The following is a 25,986-nucleotide window of genomic DNA, read 5'->3' on the forward strand; positions in this document are numbered from 1 at the left end:
TGCGATGAAAAGAAAACTTTCCTGGATGTGTGCAGTAGCGGTGGGCATGTGCAGCTGGTATCCACTGGCCTCTTATGCGGCGCCGGCCGCGGTGGCGAACGCTGCCCCTGTCGTTCAGCCGCAGGCCGCGACCCCGGCTGCGCCGATCGTGGTGGGCGAGCCGACGGCGACCCTCGCCGAACCGACCGCTCCGGCGGCGGTGGCCGAGAACGTGCCGCAGCGGGAGGTGAAGCTGAGCTTTGCCACCATCGCGCCGCCGCCCGGCAGCATCGTGCTGCGCGGCTCACGGCCTGACGCGTCGGTCGAATTCGGCATGCGCAGCGATGAGCTGGTCGCCAACGCGCTGCTCAATCTGGAATACACCCCATCGCCCTCGCTGCTGCCCGTGCAGTCGCAGTTGAAGGTCTATCTTAACGATGAGCTGATGGGCGTCCTGCCCGTCACCAAAGAGCAGCTGGGGAAAAAGATCCGCGCGCAGCTGCCGATTGACCCGCTGTACATCACCGACTTCAACCGCGTACGGCTGGAGTTTGTCGGCCACTACCGCGACGTCTGCGAAAACCCGGCCAGCAGCACGCTGTGGCTGGACGTCGGACGCGAAAGCTATCTGGATCTCACCTACCAGTCGCTGAAGGTAAATAACGATCTGTCACACTTCCCGGTGCCGTTCTACGATCCGCGCGATAACCGCCCGCTGAAGCTGCCGATGATTTTCCCGGGCTCGCCAGCGGTCACCCAGCAGCAGGCGGCGGCGATAGTCGCCTCCTGGTTCGGCAGCAAGGCCGGCTGGCGCGGCCAGCAGTTCCCGGTCTATTTCAATGAACTGCCGGATCGTAACGCCATTGTCTTCGCCACCAACGACAAGCGTCCGGACTTCCTGCGCGATCATCCGCCGGTCAAGGCGCCGACCATCGAAATGATCGACAACCCGAACGATCCCTACGTCAAGCTGCTGGTGATTTTCGGCCGCGATGATAACGACCTGCTGCTGGCGGCGAAGGGGATTGCTCAGGGCAATATTCTGTTCCGCGGCAGCAGCGTCACCGTGGACGGCATCAAAACCCTGCAGCCGCGTCAGCCTTACGACGCGCCGAACTGGGTGCGCACCGACCGTTCGGTCACCTTTGCTGAGCTGAAAACCTATGAACAACAGCTGCAGTCCAGCGGGCTGGTGCCGGATGCCATCACCGTGGCGCTTAACCTGCCGCCGGATCTCTATCTGCTGCGGGCCAACGGCATCGATATGGATCTGAAATACCGCTACACCATGCCGCCGGTGAAGGACAGCTCGCGGATGGATATCAGCCTCAACGACCAGTTCCTGCAGTCGTTCAGCCTTAACAGCTCCCAGGACGTGAACAAACTGATCCTGCGCCTGCCGGTGCTGCAGGGGCTGCTGGACGGCAAATCGGAGGTCACCATCCCCGCGCTGCGTCTTGGGGCGGTCAACCAGCTGCGCTTTGACTTCCAGTATATGAACCCGATGCCCGGCGGCTCCATCGACAACTGTATTACCTTCCAGCCGGTGCAGAACCACGTGGTGATCGGCGACGATTCGACCATCGACTTCTCGAAGTATTATCACTTTATCGCCTTGCCGGACCTGCGCGTCTTCGCCAATGCGGGCTTCCCTTACAGCCGTATGGCGGACCTTTCCGACACGCTGGTGGTGGTGCCGAAGGCGCCGACCCAGGGCCAGGTGGCGACGCTGCTGCAGGCGCTGGGGGGCATCGGTTCGCAGACCGGTCTGGCGGCGATTAATCTGCAAATGACCGACGATGGCAACCAGATCAAGAATAAAGACGCGGATCTGCTGCTGATCGGCGCGATCCCGTCGTCGCTCAAGGACGATACCAAAATCAACCTGCTGGTCGAGGCGACCAAAAGCTGGGTGAAAATGCCGATGCGCCACTATGACCTGGCGAGCATTTATCCCGACGATGAGGCCCGCACACCCAATACCCGCACCGACATTACCTCTTCCGGGCCGATGGCGGCGGTGATTGGCTTCCAGTCGCCGTATAACGATCAGCGCAGCGTGGTGGCCCTGCTGGCCGACAGCCCGCGCGGTAATGAACTGCTGACCAACGCCCTCAACGACAGCGGTAAGCGGGCAGCGATGTTTGGCTCGGTGGCGGTGATCCGCGAATCCGGCGTCAACAGTCTGCGGGTGGGGGATATTTACTACGTGGGTCATCTGCCCTGGTTCGAGCGCATCTGGTTCGCGCTCTCTAACCACCCGATACTGCTGGCGATCTTCGCCGCCATCAGCATTGTGCTGCTGGCATGGGTGCTGTGGCGCATGCTGCGCATCATCAGCCGCCGCCGTCTTAGCCTGGATGATGAGTAAACCATGATGAAAGTACTTTGTGGCGCGGTGCTCTCGGCGCTGCTGCTGGCGGCGGGCCAGGTGGGCGCCGCCTGCCAGTGGCCCGCCTGGGAGCAGTTTAAACAAGCGTACGTCAGCCCCGAGGGACGGGTGATTGACCCCAGCGATGCGCGCAAAATCTCCACCTCGGAAGGACAGAGCTATGGCCTGTTTTTCGCCCTGGCGGCCAACGATCGCGCAGGGTTCGACAAACTGCTGACCTGGACGCAGAACAACCTGGCGGAAGGCGATCTGAAACAACATTTGCCGGGCTGGCTGTGGGGCAAAAAGGACGATGAGCAGTGGACCCTGCTGGACAGCAACTCGGCGTCCGACTCGGATCTGTGGATAGCCTGGGCGCTGCTGGAGGCGGGGCGCCTGTGGCAACAGCCGCAGTACACCGAGACCGGTAAAGCCCTGCTGGCGCGGATTGTCGCTGAAGAGACGGTGGCGGTGCCGGGCCTCGGCACGATGCTGCTGCCGGGAAAAGTCGGTTTTGCCGATGACAGCGGCTGGCGGTTTAACCCCAGCTATCTTCCGCCGCAGCTGGCCACCTACTTTGTGCGTTTTGGCGCGCCGTGGCCCGCTCTGCGCGACAGTAACCTGCGCCTGCTGCTGGAGACCGCGCCGAAAGGCTTTACCCCGGACTGGGTGCGCTATGAGAAAGGGAAAGGCTGGCAGCTGAAAACCGAAAAGCCGCCGATCGGCAGCTATGACGCGATTCGCGTCTACCTGTGGGTGGGCATGCTCCATGATGGCGATAAGCAGAAAGCGCGTCTGCTGCAACGCTTCGCGCCGATGGCGGCGCAGACCACGGAGCATGGGGTACCCCCGGAGAAAGTGAATATCGTCACCGGCAAAACCAGCGGTCAGGGGCCAGTGGGCTTCTCCGCGGCAATGCTGCCGTTTTTACAGGACGACGAGGCCCGGTCGGTGCAACGCCAGCGCGTCGCCGATAACTATCCCGGCGCGGATGCCTACTACAGCGCAGTTCTGACGCTGTTCGGCCAGGGTTGGGATCAACACCGTTTTCGTTTCACGGCGAGTGGCGAATTACAACCTGACTGGAACCAGGAATGCGCAAGCTCACACTAAGTTTACTCACGCTGTCCCTCGGCGTTGCGCTGCTGCCGTTAGCGCAGGCGACGACGACGCCTGCCCAGGAGCATCTGCTGGAGCAGGTGCGCCTCGGCGAGGCCAGCAATCGTGAAGACCTGGTGCGCCAGTCGCTGTACCGTCTGGAGCTGATTGATCCCAACAACCCGGAGCTGATTGCCGCGCGGATGCGCTATCTGCTGCGTCAGGGGGATGCCGCCGGGGCGCAAAAAGAGCTGGAACGACTGACGAAGCTGGCGCCGGACTCCCCGGAGCTGAAGGCGTCGCGCAATGAGATGAAAAGCAACACCGGCGAGGGCCGCCAGGCGCTGCAGCAGGCGCGACTGCTGGGCGTGGCCGGGAAGGTCGATGAAGCCATCGCCGCCTATGAAAAACTGTACGGCGGGGTGCCGGATGACGTTGACGTCGCCATTGAATACTGGACGCTGGTGGCGCGCCTGCCGTCCCGCCATAGCGAAGGCGTCAGCCAGTTGAAAAAACTGAACGCCAGCGCGCCGGGCAACGTCAGCCTGCTGACTTCGCTGGCGAAGCAGATGTTCGCAGATAACAAACCGCAGGAGGGGTTCGCCTATCTGGCGGAGATGGCCCGATCGGCCTCGGGACGCGGTATCGCCGCCGATATGTGGTTCAGTGAGGTGAAAAGCATGCCGGTGAGTAAGGCCAGCGTGCAGGCGTTGCAGCAATTTCTTCTGCAGTTTCCCACCGGCTCGGTGGCGGCGAACGCCCGCGTTCTGCTCGACCAACAGCAGGCGCAGCTGCAGGATCCGACTTTCCGCGCCCGCTCGGAAGGGCTGGCGGCGGTCAAGTCCGGGAATACCACGCAGGCGGTCGCGGATCTGCAGAAAGCCGTTCAGGCCGACAGCCGCGACAGCGACGCGGTGGGCGCTCTTGGCCAGGCCTATTCCCAGCGCGGCGACCGCGCGCGGGCAGTGGCGCAGCTCAGTAAAGCGATTGCTATGGACCCTGACAGCCCGAACCGCGGCAAGTGGGACAGCCTGCTGCAAACTAACCGCTACTGGCTGCTGATAAAGCAGGGGGATAACGCCCTGAAAGCCGGCCAGCTTTCGCAGGCGCAGAACTATTATGCCCAGGCGCAGCGGGTCGATCGCACCGACAGCTATGCCGTGCTGGGGCTGGGGGACGTCGCGGCGGCGCGCAAAGAGGCGGCGGCGGCGGAGCGCTATTACCAGCAGGCGTTGCGCCTGGATCGCGGCAATAACCTGGCGGTGCGCGGCCTGGCCAACCTCTACCGCGCCGAATCGCCGGAGAAAGCCAGCGCCTGGATCGCCGGCCTCCCTCCCGCTCAGCGGCGGAGCATCGATGATATTGAGCGCAGCCTGACTAACGACCGGCTGGAGAAACAGGCGCAGGCTCTGGAGAGCCAGGGCAACTGGGCGCAGGCGGCGGAAGTTCAGCGTCGGCGCCTGGCGCTGGATCCGGACAGCGTCTGGATAACCTACCGTCTGGCGCGGGATCTGGTCAGCGCCGGTGAACGCCAGGAGGCCGACGCGCTGATGCGGACGATGGTCAACCGCCAGCCGCAGGACGCCGAACGGGTCTACGCCTCGGGACTCTACCTGTCGGGGAACGACCAGGACGATCTGGCTCTGGCGCAAATCGCCGCTCTGCCGCGCAGCGCGTGGACGGATAACATTCGTGAACTCGAAGCGCGCCTGCAAAGCGACCGGGTGCTGCGCCAGGCCAACCAGCTGCGCGACAGCGGCGACGAAGCGCAGGCGATCGCCCTCATCAAACGGCAGCCGTCTTCGGTGCGCTATGACCTGACGCTGGCCGACTGGGCGCAGCAGCGCGGCGACAGCCAGACGGCGATTGCCGACTATCGGCGGGTGCTGCGTCAGGAAGCCGACAACGGCGATGCGCGCCTCGGCCTTGCGGAAGTCTACCTGGCGGAGGGCGATAAACCGGCCGCCCGGGCGCAGGTCATGCAGCTGAAAGGCGCAGAGACCGAATCCATGAACATGCAGCGGCGGGTGGCGCTGGCGCGAGCTGGCCTTGGCGATACCGCTGACGCGCAACGGATTTTTAATCAGATTGTGCCGCAGGCGAAGGCGCAGCCGCCCTCGATGGAGAGCGCGCTGGTGCTGCGCGATGCCGCGCGCTTTGCCACCCAGAGCGGGGCGCCGCAGCAGGCGCTGACGCACTACCGGGAAGCGATGGTGGCCTCCGGCATTACCCCCGCGCAGCCGCAGGATAACGATACTTTTACGCGGCTGACGCGCAACGACAGCCATGATGACTGGCTGAAGCGTGGGATCCGCAGCGATGCCGCCGACCTTTATCGTCAGCAGGATCTGAACGTCACCCTGGAACATGACTTCTGGGGTTCCAGCGGCACCGGCGGCTATTCCGACCTGAAGGCGCATACCACCATGCTGCAGGTGGATGCTCCGCTGGCGGATGGCCGGATGTTCTTCCGCACCGACCTGGTCAATATGGATGCCGGCAGCTTTTCCACCCACAGCGACGGGAGCTACTCGCCCAGCTGGGGCACCTGCGGGGAGATCGCCTGTACCAGCGGCAGTAAAAATCAGACCGACAGCGGGGCCAGCGTGGCGGTCGGCTGGAAGAATGACACCTGGAGCGGGGATATCGGCACCACGCCGATGGGCTTCAATGTCGTCGATGTGGTGGGGGGGCTGAGCTACAGCAGCGACGTCGGGCCGGTGGGGTACACGGTCAACGTCCACCGGCGGCCTATCTCCAGCTCGCTGCTCTCCTTTGGCGGGCAGAAGGACAGCAGCAGCCATACCGGCGCCACCTGGGGCGGCGTCCGCGCCGACGGCGGCGGCCTGAGCCTGAGCTACGATCGCGGGGAGGCTCACGGCATCTGGTCCTCGCTGGGCGCCGACTCGCTGACCGGTAAAAACGTGGCGGATAACTGGCGTGTGCGCTGGATGACCGGGTACTACTACAAGGTCATCAACGAGAATAATCGTCGCGTCACCGTCGGCCTCAACAATATGATCTGGCACTACGACAAAGATCTCAGCGGCTACACCCTCGGCCAGGGCGGCTATTACAGCCCACAGGAGTATCTCTCGTTCGCCGTGCCGGTGACCTGGCGTCAGCGCACCGAGAACTGGTCCTGGGAGCTCGGCGGGTCGGTGTCATGGTCCCATTCGCGCACCCAGACGCAAGCCCGCTATCCGCTGCTGAACCTGATCCCGTCCGACTACCGGCAGCGCGCCAGCGAGCTGACGGAGGAGGGGAGCAGCAGCCATGGATTCGGTTACACCGCCAGAGCGCTGGTGGAGCGGCGGGTGACCAGCAACTGGTTCGTCGGCGCCGCGGTCGATATTCAGCAGGCGAAGGATTACACCCCGAGCCATGCGCTGCTTTACGTCCGCTACTCGGCGGCCGGCTGGCAGGGGGATCTGGATATGCCGCCCCAGCCGCTGGTGCCCTACGCCGACTGGTAGCAGAATAGGCTGAATTACGTTACAGAGCGCCACTCCGCGACGCGCTTCGCGTATACTCGTGAGGCGTTGCCCACCGTTGGCCGTCGGGGATGTATCCCGGCGTCCGCGCCACCGCGCGGAAATATCCCGTCACTTCATCCCTCGCGGGCGTGGGCGAAGGATTTAAGTATATAATCAGCCTGAAACGACCGGGATTGAAGGATTGATACCGGGTATGTATTCAGTATCAGTGGAGAACACCGTTGCGCGTCAGCCGTTCACTTACAATCAAACAGATGGCGATGGTCGCGAGCGTGTCCATGGCCTTTGTATTGGTTTTTTGCACTATTTTGCTGTTTCACTTTGTGCAACAGAGTCGCTTTACCACGGCCACGCAGTTAGAAAGTATCGCGCGATCCGTTCGCGAACCGCTGTCTGCGGCTATTCTGAAAGCCGATATTCCGGAAGCGGAAGCCATTTTAAGCCGTATCCAGCCTGCTGGCATCGTCAGCCGGGCGGATGTGGTATTGCCGAACCAGTTCCAGGCGCTGCGGATGCGATTTATCCCCGAGCGGCCGGTGCCGGTAACCGTCACCCGGCTGTTTGAGCTGCCGGTGCAGATTTCGCTGCCCATTTATTCGCTGGAGCGGCCGGCCAACCCGCAGCCGCTGGCCTATCTGGTGCTGCAGGCCGACTCCTATCGCATGTATAAATTCGTCATGAGCGCCCTTGCTACGTTAGTGACTGCTTACTTACTTCTGGTGCTGATGCTGACGGTGGCGCTCACCTGGTGCATCAACCGGCTGATGGTTCGCCCTCTGCGGCGTATCGCCCGCGAGCTGAACGATCTCTCCCAGCAGGAGCGTCTTGGCCATCAGCTGACCCTGCCGCGCCTGCACCATGACGACGAGATCGGTATGCTGGTGCGTAGCTATAACCGCAACCAGCAGAGCCTGGTCCGCCAGCATGATGAGCTGTCCATCCAGTCGACCCGCTTCCCGGTCTCCGAGCTGCCGAATAAAGCCTTTTTGCTGGCGATGCTGGAGCAGACGGTGGCCCGCCCGCAGAGCGCCGCGCTGATCGTCGTCGCCTGTGAAACCCTGCAGGACGCCGCCGGAGTCCTCAAGGAGAGTCAGCGCGAAATGCTGCTCCTGACGCTGGTGGAGAAGCTGCGGGCCGCGATCCCGCCGCAGATGATGCTGGCTCAGGTGAGCGGGTATGACTTCGCGATTCTCGCCGATGGCCTCGCCGAACCGTGGCAGGCGGTAACGTTAAGTAAGCAAGTGCTCACTATTATTAATGAGCGTTTACCGCTGCATGGGCTGCAGCTGCGGCCCTACGCCAGCGTCGGGATCGCCATGTTCCACGCCGGGCTCAGCGCCGAGCAGTTTTACCGGCGCGCGGTGTCGGCCGCCGTCACCGCACGACGTAAAGGCAAAAACCAGATCGAGTTCTTCGATCCCGAGCAGATGGAAAAGGCTCAGCGCCGCCTGATGGAAGAGCACGACATTATGACCGCGCTCGATAACCAGCAGTTCGCGATCTGGCTGCAGGCGCAGGTGGCCTGCGCCAGCGGCGAGATCTGCGGCGCCGAGGTACTGCTGCGCCAGCGGCAGGCGGATGGCAGCTGGTCGCTACCGCCGTCGCTGATTGAGCGCATTGAGTCCTGCGGGCTGATTATCCCGGTCGGCTACTGGGTGATGGAAGAGGCCTGCCGCCAGCTGGCGGCCTGGCAAAGCCAGGGGATTATGCTGCCGCTGTCGGTCAATGTTTCCCTGCTCCAGCTGCTGGAACACGACCGCGGCGAGGAGATGCTAAAGCTGATCGCCCGCTACCGCATCGCCCCGGGCACCCTCATCCTCGAGGTGACGGAGAGCTGCCGGATGGACGATCCGCAGGATGTGATGGCCCGGTTGCGACCGCTGCGCGAGGCCGGGGTACAGATTGCGCTGGATGATTTTGGCATGGGTTATGCCGGGTTGCACCAGCTGCAGCAGATGAAAGCTCTGCCGGTGGATATTCTGAAAATCGATAAAGTATTCATCGATATGCTGCCGGAGGATGTCAGCATGGTGCCGGCGATGATCCAGCTCGCGCGCGGCCTGTCGCTGCGTATCGTGGCGGAAGGGGTGGAGAACGACGCCCAGCGCCGCTGGTTGCAAGCCGCCGGCGTCGAGGTGCTCCAGGGCCATCTGTTCGGTTGCGCTTTGCCGCAGGAGGCATTCAGCGCGCGCTATCTCTCCCCGGTTCGGGAGGATGAAAATTTGTAAATGTTTTGTTGACTTGTGCGAGTCAGCTCAAAGATTTTAACAATTGCGTTGCACTTTCGGCGTTAGTTATTTCTGAAATGTTTCCAGGGTGTTATTTTTAAGCCACAGACGTCAAATATCCCTTCTTGCTCTGTGGTTATTCCCAAAGGACACCCTATGAAAACCTCTATCTTTAAAAGCCTCTATGTCCAGGTGCTGACGGCCATAGCGATCGGTATTCTGCTGGGCCATTTTTACCCGGAACTGGGCGCGCAAATGAAACCCTTTGGCGACGCCTTCGTTAAGCTGATTAAAATGGTGATTGCTCCGGTTATCTTCTGTACCGTCGTGACGGGGATCGCCGGGATGGAAAGCATGAAAGCCGTTGGCCGTACCGGGGCGGTGGCGTTGCTCTATTTCGAAGTGGTCAGCACCATCGCGCTGATTATCGGTCTGATTATCGTCAACGTGGTGCAGCCGGGCGCCGGGATGAACGTCGACCCGTCGACGCTCGATGCGAAAGCGGTGGCGGTGTACGCTGAGCAGGCTAAAGATCAAGGGGTAGTGGCCTTTTTACTGGATGTGATCCCGGGCAGCGTCATTGGCGCCTTCGCCAGCGGCAACATTCTGCAGGTTCTGCTGTTCGCCGTCCTGTTTGGTTTTGCCCTGCACCGTCTGGGCAGCAAGGGCCAGCTGATTTTCAACGTCATTGAAAGCTTCTCCCTGGTTATCTTCGGCATTATCAATATGATCATGCGCCTGGCGCCGATCGGCGCCTTCGGAGCCATGGCCTTTACCATCGGTAAATATGGCGTCGGCACCCTGGTGCAGCTGGGGCAGCTGATTATCTGCTTCTATATCACTTGTATCCTGTTCGTGGTGGTGGTGCTGGGGAGCATCGCCCGGGCCACCGGCTTCAGCATCTTCAAATTTATCCGCTATATCCGGGAAGAGCTGCTGATTGTGCTGGGGACCTCCTCATCAGAATCGGCGCTGCCGAGAATGCTCGACAAGATGGAGAAGCTGGGCTGCCGTAAATCGGTGGTAGGCCTGGTGATCCCGACCGGCTATTCGTTCAACCTCGATGGCACCTCTATCTATCTGACGATGGCCGCAGTCTTTATCGCCCAGGCGACCAACAGCCATATGGATATTTTCCATCAGATCACCCTGCTGGTGGTGCTGTTGCTCTCCTCCAAAGGGGCGGCAGGGGTGACCGGCAGCGGCTTCATCGTGCTGGCGGCGACCATCTCGGCCGTCGGTCATTTACCGGTGGCTGGTCTGGCGCTGATCCTCGGTATCGACCGCTTTATGTCCGAAGCCCGCGCGCTGACTAACCTGGTGGGTAACGGCGTTGCCACGGTGGTGGTGGCGAAATGGGTGAAAGAACTGGATGCCAAACAGATGGATGACGTTCTGAATAACCGTGTTCCGGCGAACAAAACGCACGAATTATCCTCTTAAATCCTCCTCTTAGGCCCGTACTCCCTTGCTGGAGTACGGCCTCCTGCGCATAATTAGAGGTCATTCCCGCCCGGTGGGAATGACACGAAATGATTATTTTACGTTGTCATGCGACATTTTCGTCTCCGTGTGGTCTAACCGACGTATTTCACTCTCACTTTTTTCGGCAGCCCGTCAGTGGGGTGCTGTTGTAACCAGGAATGTTCATCAGGGGTTCACATGCAGGGCACAACAATTAAACTCTTAACGGGCGGTTTGCTGATGGTAGCGGCGGCCGGTTATGTGCAGGCAGAAGCGCTCCAGCCTGATCCGGCCTGGCAACAAGGGACCTTAGCGAATGGTTTGTCGTGGCAGGTATTGGCCACGCCGCAACGTCCCAGCGACCGTATCGAAGTCCGTTTGTCCGTCAATATTGGCTCGCTGAGCGAAAGCACTCAGCAGAGCGGTTTCAGCCGCTTTATTCCCCGCCTGGCGTTGACGCAAAGCGGCAGCCTGCCGACGATGCAGGCGCGCTCTTTATGGCAGCAGAGTATTGACCCGAAGCGTCCTCTGCCGCCGGCCATCGTCTCCTACGATTACACGATGTTTAATCTCAGCCTGCCCAATAACCGCAACGATCTGTTGAAAGAGGCGCTGAGCTGGCTGGCGGACGCCAGCGGTAAACTGGCCATTACGCCTGAATCGATCAATCATGCGCTGCAGGGCAGCGACATGGTGGCGACCTGGCCACTGGATACCAAAGAGGGTTGGTGGCGCTATCGCCTGAAAGGGTCCACCATGCTGGGCCATGACCCCGCCGCGCCGCTGAAGCAGCCGATCGACGTGGCTCAGCTGAAAGACTTTTATCAAAAATGGTACACCCCCGACGCCATGACGCTGATCGTGGTGGGGAATGTCGACAGCCGCAGCGTTGCCGAGCAAATCAATAAGACCTTTGGCGATCTGAAGGGCAAGCGGGAAACCCCCGCAGCGGTGCCGACCTTATCGCCGCTGCCTACCGTGCCGGTCAGCATCATGACCAACGCGGTGCGTCAGGACAAACTGTCCATCATGTGGGATGCGCCATGGCAGCCGATCCGCGACTCCGCGGCGCTGCAGCGCTACTGGCGTGACGATCTCGCCCGTGAAGCGCTGTTCTGGCACGTGCAGCAGAGCCTGAGCAAAAATAACGTGAAGGATATTGGCCTTGGCTTTGACTGCCGGGTGCTATATCAGCGCGCGCAGTGCGCCATCAACATCGATTCACCGGGCGAGCGCCTGAACAACAACCTGAGCGTGGTTTCGCGCGAGCTGGCGAAAGTGCGGGACAACGGCCTGCCGCAGGAGGAGTTTGACGCGCTTATCGCTCAGAAAAGCCTCGAGCTGCAGAAGCTGTTTGCCACCTATGCGCGCACTGACACCGACATTCTGATGAGCCAGCGCATGCGCTCCCTGCAGAATCAGGTGGTGGACATCGCGCCGGAGCAGTACCAGAAGCTGCGTCAGGAGTTCCTCAACTCCCTGACGGTGGACATGCTGAACCAGTATCTGCGCCAGCAGCTCTCGCAGGACATGGCGCTGGTGCTGCAACAGCCGAAGGGCGAACCGGAATACAATATGAAGGAACTGCAGGCCACCTGGGAAAAACTGATGGCGCCGAATCCGGCGGCCACGGCGACTAGCGGCAGCGCCGATACGGTTGACGCCCACAGCGAGGCCAGCGACATCCCGCCGGGGCAGTAACCTAACGCCTCTCCGACGCGCCAGCGGCGGCCGGAGAGCGCTTTGTGCGGAGAATTACTGCGGCATCGCTTCCCGCGGGATGATCGCCCCGCGATACTGGATCACCGTGCTGGCGGTCAGGTGTCCGCGTCTGGCGGCGGATTCGGCATCGCCGCCGGTCAGGCGAACGGCCAGGTAGCCGGCGCTGAAGGAGTCTCCGGCGGCGGTGGTATCCACCACCTTCTCTTTGGCCAGCCTGACGGCCGGCACTTCCCGCAGCGGTTGCCCGCTAACCGAGACCAGGCAGGCTTCCGCGCCGCGCTTCACCACCACCTCTTCCACGCCGGCGGCGTGCGTGCGGGCGATCACCTCAGCAACCGGTTTTTCTCCCCACAGCGCGTCTTCATCATCGAGGGTCAGAAACGCGATATCGGTGCAGGCGAGCATCTCCTGATAGACCTGCTGCGTTTCCGCCTGGCTGGCCCACAGGCGCGGACGATAGTTGTTGTCGAAGATCACCTTGCCACCGTTGGCGCGGCACTCACGCAGCAGCGTGAACAGCTTGTCGCGGCTGGCCGGGCTGAGAATGGCGAGACTGATGCCGCTCAGATAGAGATAGTCGAAAGTGGCCAGCTCTTCGCAAATCGCCGCCGCGCGATCGCTCTCCAGCCAGAACTTTGCCGCCGCCTCGTTGCGCCAGTAGTAGAAGGTGCGCTCGCCGGTGTCATCGGTTTCAATGTAATACAGTCCCGGCAGGCGGTCGGCCATCCGCTGGATAAGATCGGTGTTGACGTTTTCCTGTTGCCAGCTGTCGAGCATCTGCTGGCTGAACGCATCGGTTCCCAGGGCGGTGACGTAGTGGACGCTCAATGCGCTGGCATCCGTCTGCCGCGCGATATAGACCGAGGTGTTTAAGGTATCGCCGCCAAAGCCGCGGTTAACGGCCCCGTTTTTCTCTGACAGCTCAATCATGCATTCGCCAATAACGGCAATTTTTTTAGACATAGCCAGAACCTGCAATGGAATCGATATAAGCGCTAGTGTGCGCTGCGCTGTTTTGCTGGTCAATCATATTAAAACATCGTTCCATTATTTTTTTGACCTGACGCGCGTAATGTGACGAAAAGCGCATTTCCAGGATAAACGCCGCTTTTTGACTATATTCAGGACTGACGTGATGCAAAAGGAGCGGAGTAGGGATGAGCAGAACCCGTAAAACGTTGGTTATCATCACAGGAACGATACTATTGCTGATCGTTCTTTTCTTTATCGTGCTGGCCACCTTTGACTGGAACCGGCTGAAGCCGACGATCAATCAGAAAGTGTCCGCCGAACTTAACCGCCCGTTCGCCATCCGCGGCGATCTCGGCGTGGTCTGGGAGCGGCAGCCGGACGAGCGCGGCTGGCGCAGCTGGATCCCGTGGCCCCACGTACACGCGGAGGATATCGTGCTGGGCAACCCGCCGGCCATTCCCCAGGTGACCATGATCCATCTGCCGCGGGTGGAGGCGACCCTTGCCCCGCTGGCGCTGCTGAGCAAAACGGTGTACCTGCCGTGGATCAAGCTGGAGCAGCCCGACGTACGGTTGATCCGCCTGGCGGAAGACAACAATAACTGGACCTTTCAGCTGGCGGGCGATAAGCGTACTTCGGGCGACAGCGCGCCCTCCAGCTGGTCCTTTCGCCTCGATAATATTCTCTTTGATCGCGGGACTATCGCCATTGACGACAAGATCACCCGCAGCGATATCACCATCCTCGTCGATCCCCTCGGCAAACCGCTGCCGTTCAGCGAAGTGACCGGCACAAAGGATCGCCATAGCGCGGCGAAACCAGGCGACTATGTCTTTGGTCTGTCGCTGAAGGGCCGTTACAAGGGCCAGCCGGTCACCGGCAACGGGAAAATCGGCGGCATGCTGGCCCTGCGCAGCGCAAGCGCCCCCTTCCCATTGCAGGGCGACTTCCACTCCGGTAACACCCGGGTAGCGTTCAGCGGCACGGTCAGCGACCCGCTCAACGTCGGCGGCATTGACCTGCGGCTAAAATTCGCCGGTGACTCGCTGCGCGATCTCTACGACCTGACCGGCGTGCTGCTGCCGGAGACGCCGTCATTCTCCACCGACGGCCGCCTGCGCGCCGACTTTACGCAAAAAAACCGCATGCGCTTTAACTATCAGAATTTTAACGGCCGAATCGGCGATAGCGACATTCATGGCTCCCTGACCTACACCACCGGCAAGCCGCGGCCGAAACTCAGCGGCGATATGGAGTCGAAGCAGCTGCGTCTGGCGGACCTCGGGCCATTAATCGGCGTTGATTCCGGCAAAGGAACGAAGAAAAGCGCTTCGCGCCAGGCGGGTGACCGGCCGCAGCCGGCGGGTAAAGTGCTGCCGGCGGACCGCTTTGAAACCGACAAGTGGCAGGTGATGGATGCCGATGTGCGCTTTAAGGGCCGGAGAATTGAGCACGGCGGCACCCTGCCGATCAGCGATCTGTCGACCCATGTGATTCTGGAGGATGGTGACCTGCGCCTGCAGCCGGTGCGCTTTGGCCTGGCCAACGGGTCGATTGCCGGCAGCGTACACCTGCAGGGCGATAAAAAGCCGCTGCAGGGTGAGGCCAATCTGCAGGCGCGACGCCTGAAGCTGAAGGCGCTGATGCCAAACGTCGAGATGATGCAGAAAACCCTCGGCGAGATGAATGGCGACGTCCAGCTGCGCGGCAGCGGCAACTCGGTGGCGGCCCTGCTCGGCAACAGTAACGGTAACCTGAAGCTGCTGATGAACGACGGACTGATCAGTCGCAACCTGATGGAAATCCTCGGTCTTAACGTCGGTAACTACCTGATCGGCCAGATTTTTGGCGATGAGGAGGTTCGGGTAAACTGCGCTGCGGCCAATATCGACGTAACCAACGGCGTCGCCCGGCCGCAGATTTTTGCCTTCGATACAGAAAACGCGCTAATCAATGTGACCGGGACCGCCAGCTTCGCCTCCGAGCAGCTGGACCTGACCATCGATCCGGAAAGCAAAGGCTTTCGGGTGATCACCCTGCGTTCCCCGCTGTATGTCCGGGGCACCTTTAAATCGCCGCAGGCGGGGGTGAAGGCCGGGCCGCTGATTGTCCGCGGCGCGGTAGCGGCGGCGCTGGCAACCCTGGTGACGCCGGCCGCCGCGCTGCTGGCGCTGATCTCCCCGGCGGAGGGCGATAGCAACCAGTGTCGGACCATTTTGTCGCAGATGAAAAAGTAGAGGAGAGCCCTGACGCCGGGGGCGTCAGGGCGAAGGATCACAACGACTGGTGGCGGGTCTCGTGGGTCAGCAGCAGGGCGATCAGCGTCAGCGCCGCCATCGCCGCCAGATAGGTGCCGACCGCCGCGAGACCGTAGTTACCCTGCAGCCAGGCGGCAATGTACGGCGCGACCGAAGCGCCGAGGATCGACGACACGTTATAGGAGAACGACGCGCCGGTGTAGCGCACTTCCGTCGGGAACAGCTCCGGGAGCAGCGCGCCCATCGGGCCAAAGGTCAGTCCCATCAGGCTTAAGCCCAGCAGCAGGAAGGCGAAGACCAGCAGCGGATTGCCGGAGCCCAGCAGCGGTTTAAAGGCGAACAGGGCGAACAAAATAATCATCGTGGTGATGATAATCATGCTCTTGCGACGACCAAAAGCGTCCGCCAGCAGGCCGGCGACAGGCACCATTACGCCAAAGCCAATCACCGCCATCATCAGCATCCACAGCACTTCGTTACGCGGCAGACCCAGGCCATTCGGCGCCGCGCCGGTGCTGAAGGTCATCGAGTAGACGGTCATGATGTAGAACAGGGTATAAGTGGCCAGCATGATGAAGGTGCCCAGCACCGTCACCCGGACGTGTTTGGTCAACAGGGTACCCAGCGGGATTTTGACCTGTTTTTTCGCCGCCGCCACTTTGGCGAAGACCGGGGTCTCATGCAGCGAGACGCGAACATACAGACCGATGATCACCAGCACCGCAGAGAAGATAAACGGCACGCGCCAGCCCCACTCCATAAACTGCTGGTCGGTCAGCAGCCAGGAGAGCAGCAGGAAGGTGCCGTTGGCGAAGAAGAAGCCGATCGGCGCGCCCAGCTGCGGGAAGGAGCCGTACAGGGCGCGCTTGCGCGCCGGGGCGTTTTCCGTAGCCAGCAGCGCTGCGCCGCCCCATTCCCCGCCGAGGCCAAGGCCCTGACCGAAACGCGCCAGCGCCAGCAGCATCGGCGCGACAATGCCAATGCTTTCATAGCCGGGCAGCAGGCCGATCACCACGGTGGAGATCCCCATGGTTAACAGCGAGGCCACGAGGGTGACCTTCCGGCCGACGCGATCGCCGAAGTGGCCAAACAGCGCGGAGCCGATCGGCCGGGCGACGAAGGCGATGGCGAAGGTGGCCAGCGACTGTAGGGTGGCCGCAGCGGCATCGCCCTGCGGGAAAAAGATATGCGGGAAGACGATGACCGCGGCGGTGGCATAGATGTAGAAGTCGAAAAACTCAATGGCGGTGCCAATGAGCGAGGCGACAACAACCTTGTTGCGTGAGTTGACCGGGGCGGTTTCCTGCGTGTTTTCGAGAGTGGTGGCTGTGGCTTGCATAGATCTTTCTTATTTTTGCGCGAACGAAAAGCCATATAGCCACAGCCACAGGGACATTTCAATCTGTAACAAACGCGGAAAATGGGCAAAAAAGAGGCAAAAAGCGGATAATTTTTACACCAGTAAAAATAGTTCTATGAAATGCTTCACACAATTAAAAAGATAGAGAATAAAACCAGTTTTGAGTTAAATAAAAGTTACATGCTGGATTTATCTGCTGAAATCAAGCGCGAGGATGAATTTTGCCTCTTTTATTCATCCTCGCAATACCTCAGCGGTGGGTTTTGCCCGGCATCCGCCGGTCGTCTTTATACTCCGCGGTGGCGATCCACGCGGCGCAGAATAGCGTCAGGCGGGCGAAGAAATAGAAAAAGGCCATCAGCCCCAGCACCGATCCGAACGCCGCCCCGGACGGGGATTTCACCAGCGCCGGCAGCGTCCAGGTCATGACGATTTTTATGATTTCAAAGCCAATCGCCGCGATAAGCGTGCCGCGAAACAGGGCCTTGCGCCGCGGACGATGGCGCGGCAGGCGCCAGAAAATCCAGAAAAAGAGCAGATAGTTGGCAAAAATCGAGATGGCGAGGCCGATTAGCCGCCAGGCGGGTTTCAGCCATTCAATGTTGTCGAGATACAGCGCGGAGATAATCATCTGCTGGGCGGAGCCGGCGACGGAGGTGATCGACAGCGTAATAATCAGCGCCACCAGCAGACCGATCAGCGAGATAAGATCGCGGAAGTACTTTACCCAGATTTTCTCCTCGTCCTGCGGCCGGCGCTCCCAGACGTCGCGCGATTGAGCGCGGATCGCTTCGCGCAGGTTGCCCATCCAGTTAATACCGGAATAGAGGGCGACCAGCAGGCCGACCAGACCGACGGCGGTGCGCTGTTGCACCGCGGTGTTGATGGTGTTTTTCAACGTTGCCGCCAGCGTTGGGTCGCTGACGTTTTGCAGAATTTTGTCGAAAATGTCCTGCAGCAGGGTTGGGTGCCAGGCCAGCACGAAGCCGGCGGCGGCAAAGGAGACCATCAGGATCGGGATCATCGACAGGAACGAGAAATAGGTGATAGCTGCCCCAAACTGATTGCCGAGCCGGTCATTGAAGCGCTCTGCGGCGCGCAGCAGATGGGCGATCACCGGGTTGCGCTGCACTTTGGCCGCCGTTCCGGTGACGGTCTTCAGCGCCTGGCTGGCTTTTTGCCCGACGGCGGTGTCATTAAGGGCCTCGAGCGTGCTTTTGCTTTTCTCCGGCTGCGTATCCGGTTCCTGTGGCGGGCGTCGATCGTCGTTTTCCGGCGTCATACGTAATTTCTTCCTTTTTTACAGCGAGATTCAGCAAAAAGTATACCTTAAATGCCGTATCCTGCAGGAATGCCTCTCTCCACCGCCCGTTTTTCAGCCGCGCCGCTCAATCGACATACGCTTTCATCAGTCCGCCCAGCCACTCCATAAACAGATTTACCCGGCGGGAGAGATTGCGCCGGTGCGGATAGATCAGCGAGACCGGTAGCGGCTCGGCGCGGTACTGGGGCAGGATCTCAATCAGGTCGCCGGCGCGTAACGCCTCGCGCACGCCGGTGCGTGGCACCTGAATAATCCCCAGCCCGGCGATACAGGCTGCCTGATAGGTTTCCGTACTGTTGACCGTCAATATGCCGCCGGTTTTTACCCAGCGCACCGCGCCGTCGATCATTACCTCAAAGCCGGGGGGACGGACCCCGAGGGTGCTGGCGTAGTGGATCAGGGCATGATCCGCCAGATCCTCCAGGGATTGCGGATAGCCAAAACGCGCCAGGTAGTCCGGGCTGGCGCAGTTAATTTGCGTCAGCTTGCCCAGCGGGCGGGCAATCAGCCCTGAGTCTTTGAGCGCGCCGACGCGCACCACGCAGTCAAACCCCTCGCGGATCACGTCCACCAGCCGATCGCTGCTGCTCAGCTCCAGTTCGATGCCCGGATACTGCTGTAAAAAAGTCGGCAGATGCGGGATCACCATTTTTTTAGCAAAACCGACCGGCATATCCACCCGCAGCCGGCCGCTGATGCTCGCCGGATCGTGCTGGAACATGCCGTCCAGTTCGTCGAGGTTGCTCAGCAGATCTTTCGCCCGCTCGTAGTAGACCATCCCATCCTGGGTGAGCTGGACCCGGCGGGTGGTGCGGTGCAGGAGCCGCACGCCAAGATGGCTTTCCAGGGCCTGAATCTGTCGCGAGACGCTACCCTTAGGTAGCGCCAAGGTCTCGGCGGCGCGGGAGAAGCTCTCCAGATCCGCTACGCGAATGAATAACTGCATTGCATGAATTTTATCCATGCCGATCGCCTATTGTTGTTGTTAATGAAACAGTAAAACGCAATGTAGCGTATTTATTGTTGCATGAGCAGTTAATAAGCTACAACACAATCACAACGCAACCTGAAAGGGGTCTTCTGATGACACAACGTATCGCTTTAGTGACCGGCGGCAGCCGCGGTCTGGGTAAAAACGCCGCGTTGAAGCTGGCGGCAAAGGGAACCGATATTCTTTTGACCTATCACAGCAACCGCCAGGCGGCCCTCGACGTGGTGGCGGAAATAGAGCAAAAAGGGGTCAAAGCGGCAGCATTAGCGCTGAACGTCGGCGATTCCACAACATTTGACGCATTCGCCAGCGAGGTGGCGCAGGTGCTGGCGCAGAAGTGGGGACGCACAACCTTTGATTATTTACTGAACAATGCCGGGATCGGACTCAACGCGCCCTTCGCCGAGACCAGCGAAGCGCAGTGTGACGAGCTGATGAATATCCAGTTCAAAGGGCCGTTTTTCCTGACCCAGCGTCTGCTGCCTCTCCTGCAGGATGGGGGGCGTATCCTCAATGTCTCCAGCGGCCTGGCGCGCTTTGCCCTGCCGGGCTATGCGGCCTACGCCGCGATGAAGGGGGCGATGGAGGTTCTGACCCGCTATCAGGCGAAAGAGCTGGGCGGACGGGGGATATCGGTGAACATCATCGCGCCGGGGGCCATTGAGACCGACTTTGGCGGCGGGGAGGTGCGCGATAACGCCGAGGTGAATCGGCATATCGCCGCCCAGACTGCGCTGGGGCGCGTTGGGTTGCCGGATGATATCGGCGACGCCATCGCCGCCCTGCTCAGCGATGAGCTGGCGTGGATGAACGCGCAGCGTGTGGAAGTCTCGGGCGGGATGTTCCTCTGATCCTGACTGCCCCCAGCCTGTGACCGGCGGTGCGCTACGGCGCATCGCCCTCCCCACGCAGCCGACCGAACAGCCAGTCGTTGTGCCAGCGTCCGTTGAGCCAGTAGTTTTCCCGCAGCTCCCCCTCCAGCCGGAAGCCGGCTTTGAGCAGTAACTGCTTAGACGTCTCGTTGCCGGCGGTGACGCTGGCGGTCAGGCGGCGCACGCCGCCGGTGGTAAAGGCGTAGTCGCACAGCGCGCGCAGCGATTCGTAGCCGTAGCCCCGACCCTGCGCCGCCGGGGCGAAGAGAAAGCCAACCTCGGCAATGTCGCGCTGATGATGCTGGTAACCGGTCAGGCCGAGCGGGGTATGGGTCAGCCTGTCGCGCACCACCAGGCACAGCCAGTGTTCATCCCCGGGCGTCCACGGCGGCAGCCGCGAATCGAACGCCTCGCGGATGGCCGCCTGCGGTCGGGGATCGGCGACGTAGAGCATGACCTGCGGATCCTGCTGCAGGGAAAGAAAAAACGACCAGTCGTCCAGCTGCAGCGGTGAGCAGCGCAGGCGCGGCGTCAGAAGTTCAGGCATAAGCGTCGTTCCGGGCAGGGCGAATCCTCTGAACATAGCAGGAGAAAGCCGCCGGGAACAGCCCGACTAGGTTGGCTCACCGTACAGGCCAATCAGTCGGCGCACCACGCCGTTGGTCCAGCCAAAGCCATCCTGCAGGGGATACTCCCCGCCGCCGCCCTCATGGGGGACGCCGGTGGCAATATGGTATTTTTCAATCAGCTTGTGATGCTGCTTGTAAAAGTGGTTGACCGTCTGCAGCCAGCTCCAGGCAATCTCATCTCCCAGCGGATCCTGGCCGTAACGTTTAAATCCCTGGATCGCCATCCACTGCAGCGGCGCCCAGCCGTTGGGTTTATCCCACTGCTCACCGCTTTCGTATTCGGTGGCCATGATCCCCCCGGGGGTGAGCAGGCGGGCCCGCACCGCATCGGCAAGGCGTTCTGCCTGTTCGTGGGTCGCCAGGCCGACGTAAAGGGTGACGATACTGGCTGCGGAAAACAGCGCCAGCTGTTCACGGCGCCAGTCATAATCGCGGAAACAGCCGTTCTCATCATCCCACAGATAGCGGTTGACCGCCGCCCGCCGATCCTGGGCCTTCTGGCGGAAGGCCGTCTCCGTCTCGCGATCGCCCTTCAGGCCGGAGAGGTTGGCAATGGTCGTCTCCAGCTTGAACAGGAAGGCGTTCAGGTCGATGGGGATAAACTGCGTCGTGCGGATGCTGGCCAGCCGCGTGATATCCCGCAGCCAGCGGCTGGAGTAGTCCCAGCCGGACGCGGCGCCCGCCCGCAGGTCGCGGTATACTTCATTGGCGGGCCGCCCGGAGTGTCGGGCGGTCTCCACGTCTTCGCGCCACGACTCATCCCGCGGCGTGTCACGGTCGTCCCAGTAGCGATTGAGCAGGGAGCCATCCGGCATACGCACCACGTGGCGATACGCCTGGTGCGGGATCAACGACTCGGCGCCGTCCATCCAGAAGGCGTGCTCCATCTTCAGATGGTCCAGATAGCGCTTCGCGCCGCGCACGCCATCCTCTTCAAAGAGTTCGACCATCAGGGCGAACACCGGCGGCTGCGAGCGGCTGAGGTAGTAGGTGCGGTTGCCGTTCGGAATGTGGCCGTAGGTTTCAATCAGCCAGGCAAAGTTATCGGCCATGCATTTCAGCAAATCTTCCCGGCCGCTCTCCGCCAGCCCCAGCATGGTGAAATAAGAGTCCCAGTAATAGGTTTCGCTAAAGCGACCGCCGGGCACGATGTAGGCCTGCGGCAGCGCCAGTAGCGATGACCACGGGATATGATCCTGAGGCTCGCGGGTCAGCACCGGCCACAGCTTGTCGATGTGTTCTTTCAGGGTCAGGCTGGGGTCGGAGATATAGATGTCGCTCTGGCTCTCCGGCAGCCAGAAGTTGTCCTCAACGAACTGCCGCAGATCGAAGTCGGGCTGGCGTTTGACCTTGCGGTAGTTCCGCAGGATGTCCAGCGGATCGTGTTTCGGCGCGCAGTCGGGGAAGGTTTTGCTGTCCGCGAAAATGCGTGATTTCTGCACGTTGGTAAACAGCTCAAGATAGCGATCCGCCGGGGTGAGGGCATCGGACGCCGGAAGCCCCTCGATCACCTCAGGCTCCGGTTCAGCGTCTATCATCTCATCCAGCTTTAATTCGTACGGATCGGCTTCGTAGCAGGGATCGATGTCGATCCTTAACTCGTCGTCTTCAACGTGGCGTAATTTCTGGCTGAACATAGCGATACGGACCTCCGGATAGCGTGAGTTCGGGGCCGGGCATACCCGGCCTTGTCTATTAAGCGTAGACAGTCGCTTCGGTGAGTGTGAAGCAAACTGTGCGTGAGATCACGCTTTTCCGCCGAGAAGAAAAGCTGCCATTTCAAAGTACGCTGTTGATAAGTAATTAAAAATTGTACATCCTGGCGCAGATGAAATTCGGAGCATTCATTATGCAACAAAATTTTATCCCGGGGCGCTCACTCCCACGCCGCCTCCAGCATCTCCAGCAGCTGTTCGCCGCTCAGGCTGACCGGGTTGGCCTTCATCGATGAGGAGGTGCTGGCGGCCAGCGCCGCCGGTTCCAGCGCATCGCGCGCTACGCCGAGGTCGCGCAGGGTGCCAAGGCCAGCGCGATGGCTCCATTCCCGCAGACTGTCCCAGACCTGATCCACAGGGACGTCCAGCCCGTCGGCCAGCCAGCGGCGGACATCGTTAACGCGCTGGCGCAGGCCAGGGTCGTTGATCTGCGACTCATTGAGCGCCAGGCCAAACGGCAACAAACTGCCGCATAGGGCGCCGTGCGAGGCGCGGCTCAGGCCGCCCAGCGGGCCGGCGAGGCCGTGGATCACCCCCAGCCCGGCGTTCGCCAGCGCCAGTCCGCCGCACAGGCTGACCCAGGCCATCTCGTCGCGGCTGGCCGGACACTCTTGTTCCATCAGGATTTTTAGCGCGCGAATTCCCCGCGGGATCGCCTGCTGGCAGAGAGCATCGGTGAAGGGAGTGGCCCGGCTGCAGAGCCAGGGCTCGATCACCTGGGTCAGGGCGTCGAGGCCGGAGCTCAGGGTGATGCTCCGCGGCGCGTTGTCGGTTAGCGTCGGGTCGACAATCGCCAGGTCAGGCAGCATTCGGTCGTCGCGCAGGCTCACTTTCCGCTGCTGTTCCGGAACGTTGATCACCGCATTTTTGGTGACCTCCGCGCCCGTGCCAGCGGTGGTGGGGATCGCCACGAACGGCAGGGGACTGGCTTCCAGCTGACGGCCCGTTCCCACCACCTCCAGATAGTCGATCACCGGGCCGACGGCGGGGACCAGCGCCGCAATCGCCTTACCGGCGTCAATCACCGCGCCGCCGCCGAGGCTGACCACCGCTCTGATCCCTTTCTCGCGCGCCAGCTGGACGCCCTGCTCGATATCGCTAAGCCAGGGTTCGCGACTTATCGCCAGCGTCGTGACCGCAAGCTGCAGCGCCTCCAGCTGCTGGCGGAGAAACGCCGCCCGCTGCGGGCTGGCGCCATGCACCAGCAGGATTGGGCCGCCCTGTTGCGCCAGCCAGGGGGCGGCGCTCTCGGCCTGACCACGGCCAAAACGAATATTTGCAGGCATCAAAACGGTAAAAGGGGTCAACATGTCGGGTTCCTTTTCGGCAAACAGGCTGGAATCAACTATACACATTATCCAGCGCTCTGCCTTGTTGCTGGCTGGCAATAGAGTAGAGTGAATGAACTGTCTTTTATGGCTGAGGAATCGCTGACGATGCTAACAATTCTGGGTAAACGCTCTTCAATTAATGTACGGAAAGTGCTGTGGACCTGCGAGGAAGCCGGGCTGGCGTACCAGCAGGAAGATTACGGCAGCGGATTTAAGCCCCTGGATACGCCTGAGTTTCAGCGTCTGAATCCTAACAGCCTGGTGCCGGTGCTACTGGACGATGACTTCGTGCTCTGGGAGTCGAACAGTATCTGCCGCTATCTGGCGCGCAAAGCGGAGCGCTGGGATCTGCTGCCCGCCGAGCCGCAGCCCGCCGCCGAGGTGGAGCACTGGATGGACTGGCAGGCGACCGAGTTTAACACTGCCTGGCGCCATGCTTTTATGGGGCTGGTGCGTAAAGATCCGCGCTTTCAGGATCCGGTGGCGATTAAAGAGAGTATTGCCGCCTGGACCCACTGCGTGCGCATTGTTGAAGCGCAGCTGCAGCGTACCGGGGCGTGGATAGCCGGCGAGCGCTTCACCCTGGCCGATATCGTGCTGGGGCTGTCGGTGCATCGCTGGAAAATGACCCCTTTCGCCCATCCGGAGATGCCAGCCGTGGAGCGCTGGTATATGGCGCTCAATCAGCGCCCGGCGTTTATGCGCCATGGCAATAACGGCGTGGCCTGAGCATAAAAAAAGAAGCCCCCGGGGCTTCTTTTTATCATCCGGCGATCGCGTCTTAGCGCATGGTGACGAACTCTTCTGCCGCCGTCGGGTGAATGGCGACGGTGTTGTCGAAGTCTTTTTTGGTGGCGCCCATCTTCAGGGCCACCGCAAAGCCCTGCAGCATCTCATCCATCCCGAAGCCGATGCCGTGGATGCCGACGATCTTCTCTTCCGGGCCGACGCACACCAGCTTCATGCGGCACGGCTGACGGTGAGAGGTCACGGCGGTATACATCGCGGTGAAGGAAGATTTGTAGACCTTCACGGCGTCGTCGCCGTACTGCTCGCGCGCCTGCGGCTCGGTCAAGCCGACGGTGCCGATTGGCGGATGGCTGAAGACCACGGTCGGGATGTTGCTGTAGTCCAGATGCTCTTCCGGTTTGTTGTTAAACAGGCGTTCGGAGAGACGACGGCCTGCGGCCACGGCGACCGGCGTCAGCTCAACGGCGCCGGTATTATCGCCCACCGCGTAGATGCCCGGCACGTTGGTGTTCTGGAATTTATCAACGATGATGTAGCCTTTATCGTTGGTTTTAACGCCCGTTGCCGCCAGATTGAAGTTGTCGGTCGCCGGTTCGCGGCCAATCGCCCAGATCAGGCAGTCAACGGTCTGGCTGCGGCCATCTTCCAGCTCCAGCGTCAGGCTGCCGTCGGCATTCTTCACCACCGCTTTCGGGATCGCATTGGTATGCAGCTGCGGGCCTTCGGCGTTCATCACTTCCACCAGGGTCTCAACGATCAGCGGATCGAAGCTGCGCAGCGGCGCGTGTTTACGCACGAACAGGTGGGTTTCGGCGCCGAGGCCGTTAATCACCCCCGCCAGCTCAACGGCGATATAGCCTGCGCCGACCACCGCCACGCGCTTCGGCAGCGCCGGCAGTTCGAAGAAACCGTCGGAATCAATACCGTATTCGACGCCCGGAATATCCGGGTGGCTCGGCCGGCCGCCGGTGGCGATCAGGATATGGTCAGCGGTGATGATCTCGCCGTTGACTTCCACGGTGTGGGCATCGACAAAGCGCGCGAAGCCTTTGATCACATCGACTTTATTCTTACCCAGTACGTTGTCGTAAGAGGTATGAATACGGTCGATATAGGCGCTACGGCTGGCGACCAGCTTCTCCCAGTCAAAATGGTTGATGGTGGTATCGAAACCGTAGTCCGGGCCGTAAAGATGAATCGCTTCGCGGATCTGCGCCGCATGCCACATCACCTTTTTCGGCACGCAGCCGACGTTGACGCAGGTGCCGCCCAGCTCTTTGGCTTCAATCAGCGCGCACTTCTGGCCGTACATGGCCGCGCGGTTAATTGAGGCGATACCGCCGCTACCGCCGCCGATGGCGAGGTAATCATAATGTTTGCTCATGCCCATATGTCCTTAATCGTTGATTGCCGCGATTGTAGCGC

17 protein-coding genes are annotated in these 25,986 nt (G+C 61.0%); 9 read left to right on the forward strand and 8 right to left on the reverse strand.

The features are described from left to right. The first annotated feature begins 4 nt into the window (after positions 1-4). The 6 genes from bcsB (at position 5) to AB1E37_RS01210 (ending at position 12,338) form a co-directional block, all read left to right on the forward strand. On the forward strand, positions 5-2,350 hold the full coding sequence (gene bcsB, locus AB1E37_RS01185; RefSeq protein ID WP_014906804.1) for a cellulose biosynthesis cyclic di-GMP-binding regulatory protein BcsB: 2,346 nt from the start codon (positions 5-7) through the stop codon (positions 2,348-2,350). 3 nt (positions 2,351-2,353) lie between these two features. Then, positions 2,354-3,463 carry a cellulose synthase complex periplasmic endoglucanase BcsZ gene (gene bcsZ, locus AB1E37_RS01190; RefSeq protein ID WP_014599275.1) on the forward strand — a complete coding sequence of 370 codons (1,110 nt, stop codon included), beginning with the start codon at positions 2,354-2,356 and terminating at the stop codon, positions 3,461-3,463. Beyond that, entirely contained in the window at positions 3,445-6,924 is a 3,480-nt protein-coding gene (bcsC, locus tag AB1E37_RS01195) for a cellulose synthase complex outer membrane protein BcsC (RefSeq protein WP_004901204.1), read from the forward strand. Before bcsZ ends, bcsC begins: the two co-directional genes overlap by 19 nt. A gap of 242 nt (positions 6,925-7,166) precedes the next feature. Next, entirely contained in the window at positions 7,167-9,173 is a 2,007-nt protein-coding gene (gene hmsP / locus AB1E37_RS01200; RefSeq protein WP_029884430.1) for a biofilm formation regulator HmsP, read from the forward strand. 156 nt (positions 9,174-9,329) lie between these two features. Further along, the gene (locus AB1E37_RS01205; protein WP_117116870.1) at positions 9,330-10,616 is read left to right on the forward strand and encodes a dicarboxylate/amino acid:cation symporter; all 1,287 of its coding nucleotides are present in this window, start codon (positions 9,330-9,332) and stop codon (positions 10,614-10,616) included. A gap of 219 nt (positions 10,617-10,835) precedes the next feature. Continuing rightward, complete coding sequence (locus AB1E37_RS01210; RefSeq protein WP_004145185.1) at positions 10,836-12,338, forward strand: pitrilysin family protein; 1,503 nt, start codon at positions 10,836-10,838, stop codon at positions 12,336-12,338. A gap of 54 nt (positions 12,339-12,392) precedes the next feature. Here AB1E37_RS01210 and AB1E37_RS01215 read toward each other — a convergent pair whose 3' ends face one another. After that, positions 12,393-13,322 carry a sugar kinase gene (locus AB1E37_RS01215; protein WP_004901196.1) on the reverse strand — a complete coding sequence of 310 codons (930 nt, stop codon included), beginning with the start codon at positions 13,320-13,322 and terminating at the stop codon, positions 12,393-12,395. A 194-nt stretch (positions 13,323-13,516) separates the two neighbouring features. Here AB1E37_RS01215 and AB1E37_RS01220 point away from each other — a divergent pair, with 194 nt between their 5' ends. Continuing rightward, entirely contained in the window at positions 13,517-15,568 is a 2,052-nt protein-coding gene (locus AB1E37_RS01220) for an AsmA family protein (RefSeq protein ID WP_004901194.1), read from the forward strand. Positions 15,569-15,605: 37 nt separating this feature from the next. On the opposite strand, the gene AB1E37_RS01225 is transcribed toward AB1E37_RS01220, so the two are convergent. From AB1E37_RS01225 to AB1E37_RS01235, 3 genes are all read right to left on the reverse strand, one after another. Beyond that, entirely contained in the window at positions 15,606-16,928 is a 1,323-nt protein-coding gene (locus tag AB1E37_RS01225; RefSeq protein WP_004150118.1) for an MFS transporter, read from the reverse strand. Between the two features lie 271 nt (positions 16,929-17,199). Next, complete coding sequence (gene yhjD, locus AB1E37_RS01230) at positions 17,200-18,231, reverse strand: inner membrane protein YhjD (RefSeq protein WP_002921337.1); 1,032 nt, start codon at positions 18,229-18,231, stop codon at positions 17,200-17,202. A gap of 106 nt (positions 18,232-18,337) precedes the next feature. Next, complete coding sequence (locus tag AB1E37_RS01235) at positions 18,338-19,237, reverse strand: LysR family transcriptional regulator (RefSeq protein ID WP_004145179.1); 900 nt, start codon at positions 19,235-19,237, stop codon at positions 18,338-18,340. Positions 19,238-19,356: 119 nt separating this feature from the next. Here AB1E37_RS01235 and AB1E37_RS01240 point away from each other — a divergent pair, with 119 nt between their 5' ends. Further along, positions 19,357-20,115 carry an SDR family NAD(P)-dependent oxidoreductase gene (locus AB1E37_RS01240; RefSeq protein ID WP_004901188.1) on the forward strand — a complete coding sequence of 253 codons (759 nt, stop codon included), beginning with the start codon at positions 19,357-19,359 and terminating at the stop codon, positions 20,113-20,115. Between the two features lie 34 nt (positions 20,116-20,149). On the opposite strand, the gene AB1E37_RS01245 is transcribed toward AB1E37_RS01240, so the two are convergent. The 3 genes from AB1E37_RS01245 to AB1E37_RS01255 form a co-directional block, all read right to left on the reverse strand. Beyond that, positions 20,150-20,683 carry a GNAT family N-acetyltransferase gene (locus tag AB1E37_RS01245; RefSeq protein ID WP_004901185.1) on the reverse strand — a complete coding sequence of 178 codons (534 nt, stop codon included), beginning with the start codon at positions 20,681-20,683 and terminating at the stop codon, positions 20,150-20,152. Positions 20,684-20,749: 66 nt separating this feature from the next. Further along, entirely contained in the window at positions 20,750-22,402 is a 1,653-nt protein-coding gene (locus AB1E37_RS01250) for an alpha,alpha-trehalase (RefSeq protein WP_004150117.1), read from the reverse strand. A 239-nt stretch (positions 22,403-22,641) separates the two neighbouring features. Continuing rightward, complete coding sequence (locus AB1E37_RS01255) at positions 22,642-23,790, reverse strand: iron-containing alcohol dehydrogenase (RefSeq protein ID WP_284302593.1); 1,149 nt, start codon at positions 23,788-23,790, stop codon at positions 22,642-22,644. A gap of 126 nt (positions 23,791-23,916) precedes the next feature. On the opposite strand from AB1E37_RS01255, the gene AB1E37_RS01260 reads away from it, so the two are divergent. Beyond that, positions 23,917-24,540, forward strand: a complete 624-nt coding sequence (locus AB1E37_RS01260) for a glutathione S-transferase family protein (protein ID WP_002921273.1) — start codon at positions 23,917-23,919, stop codon at positions 24,538-24,540. Between the two features lie 52 nt (positions 24,541-24,592). On the opposite strand, the gene gorA is transcribed toward AB1E37_RS01260, so the two are convergent. Beyond that, on the reverse strand, positions 24,593-25,945 hold the full coding sequence (gene gorA, locus AB1E37_RS01265) for a glutathione-disulfide reductase (RefSeq protein WP_002921271.1): 1,353 nt from the start codon (positions 25,943-25,945) through the stop codon (positions 24,593-24,595). Between the last annotated feature and the right edge of the window lie 41 nt (positions 25,946-25,986).

Source organism: Klebsiella sp. Shm-1, from assembly GCF_040804525.1.
GTDB classification, from domain to species: Bacteria; Pseudomonadota; Gammaproteobacteria; order Enterobacterales; family Enterobacteriaceae; genus Klebsiella; species Klebsiella pneumoniae.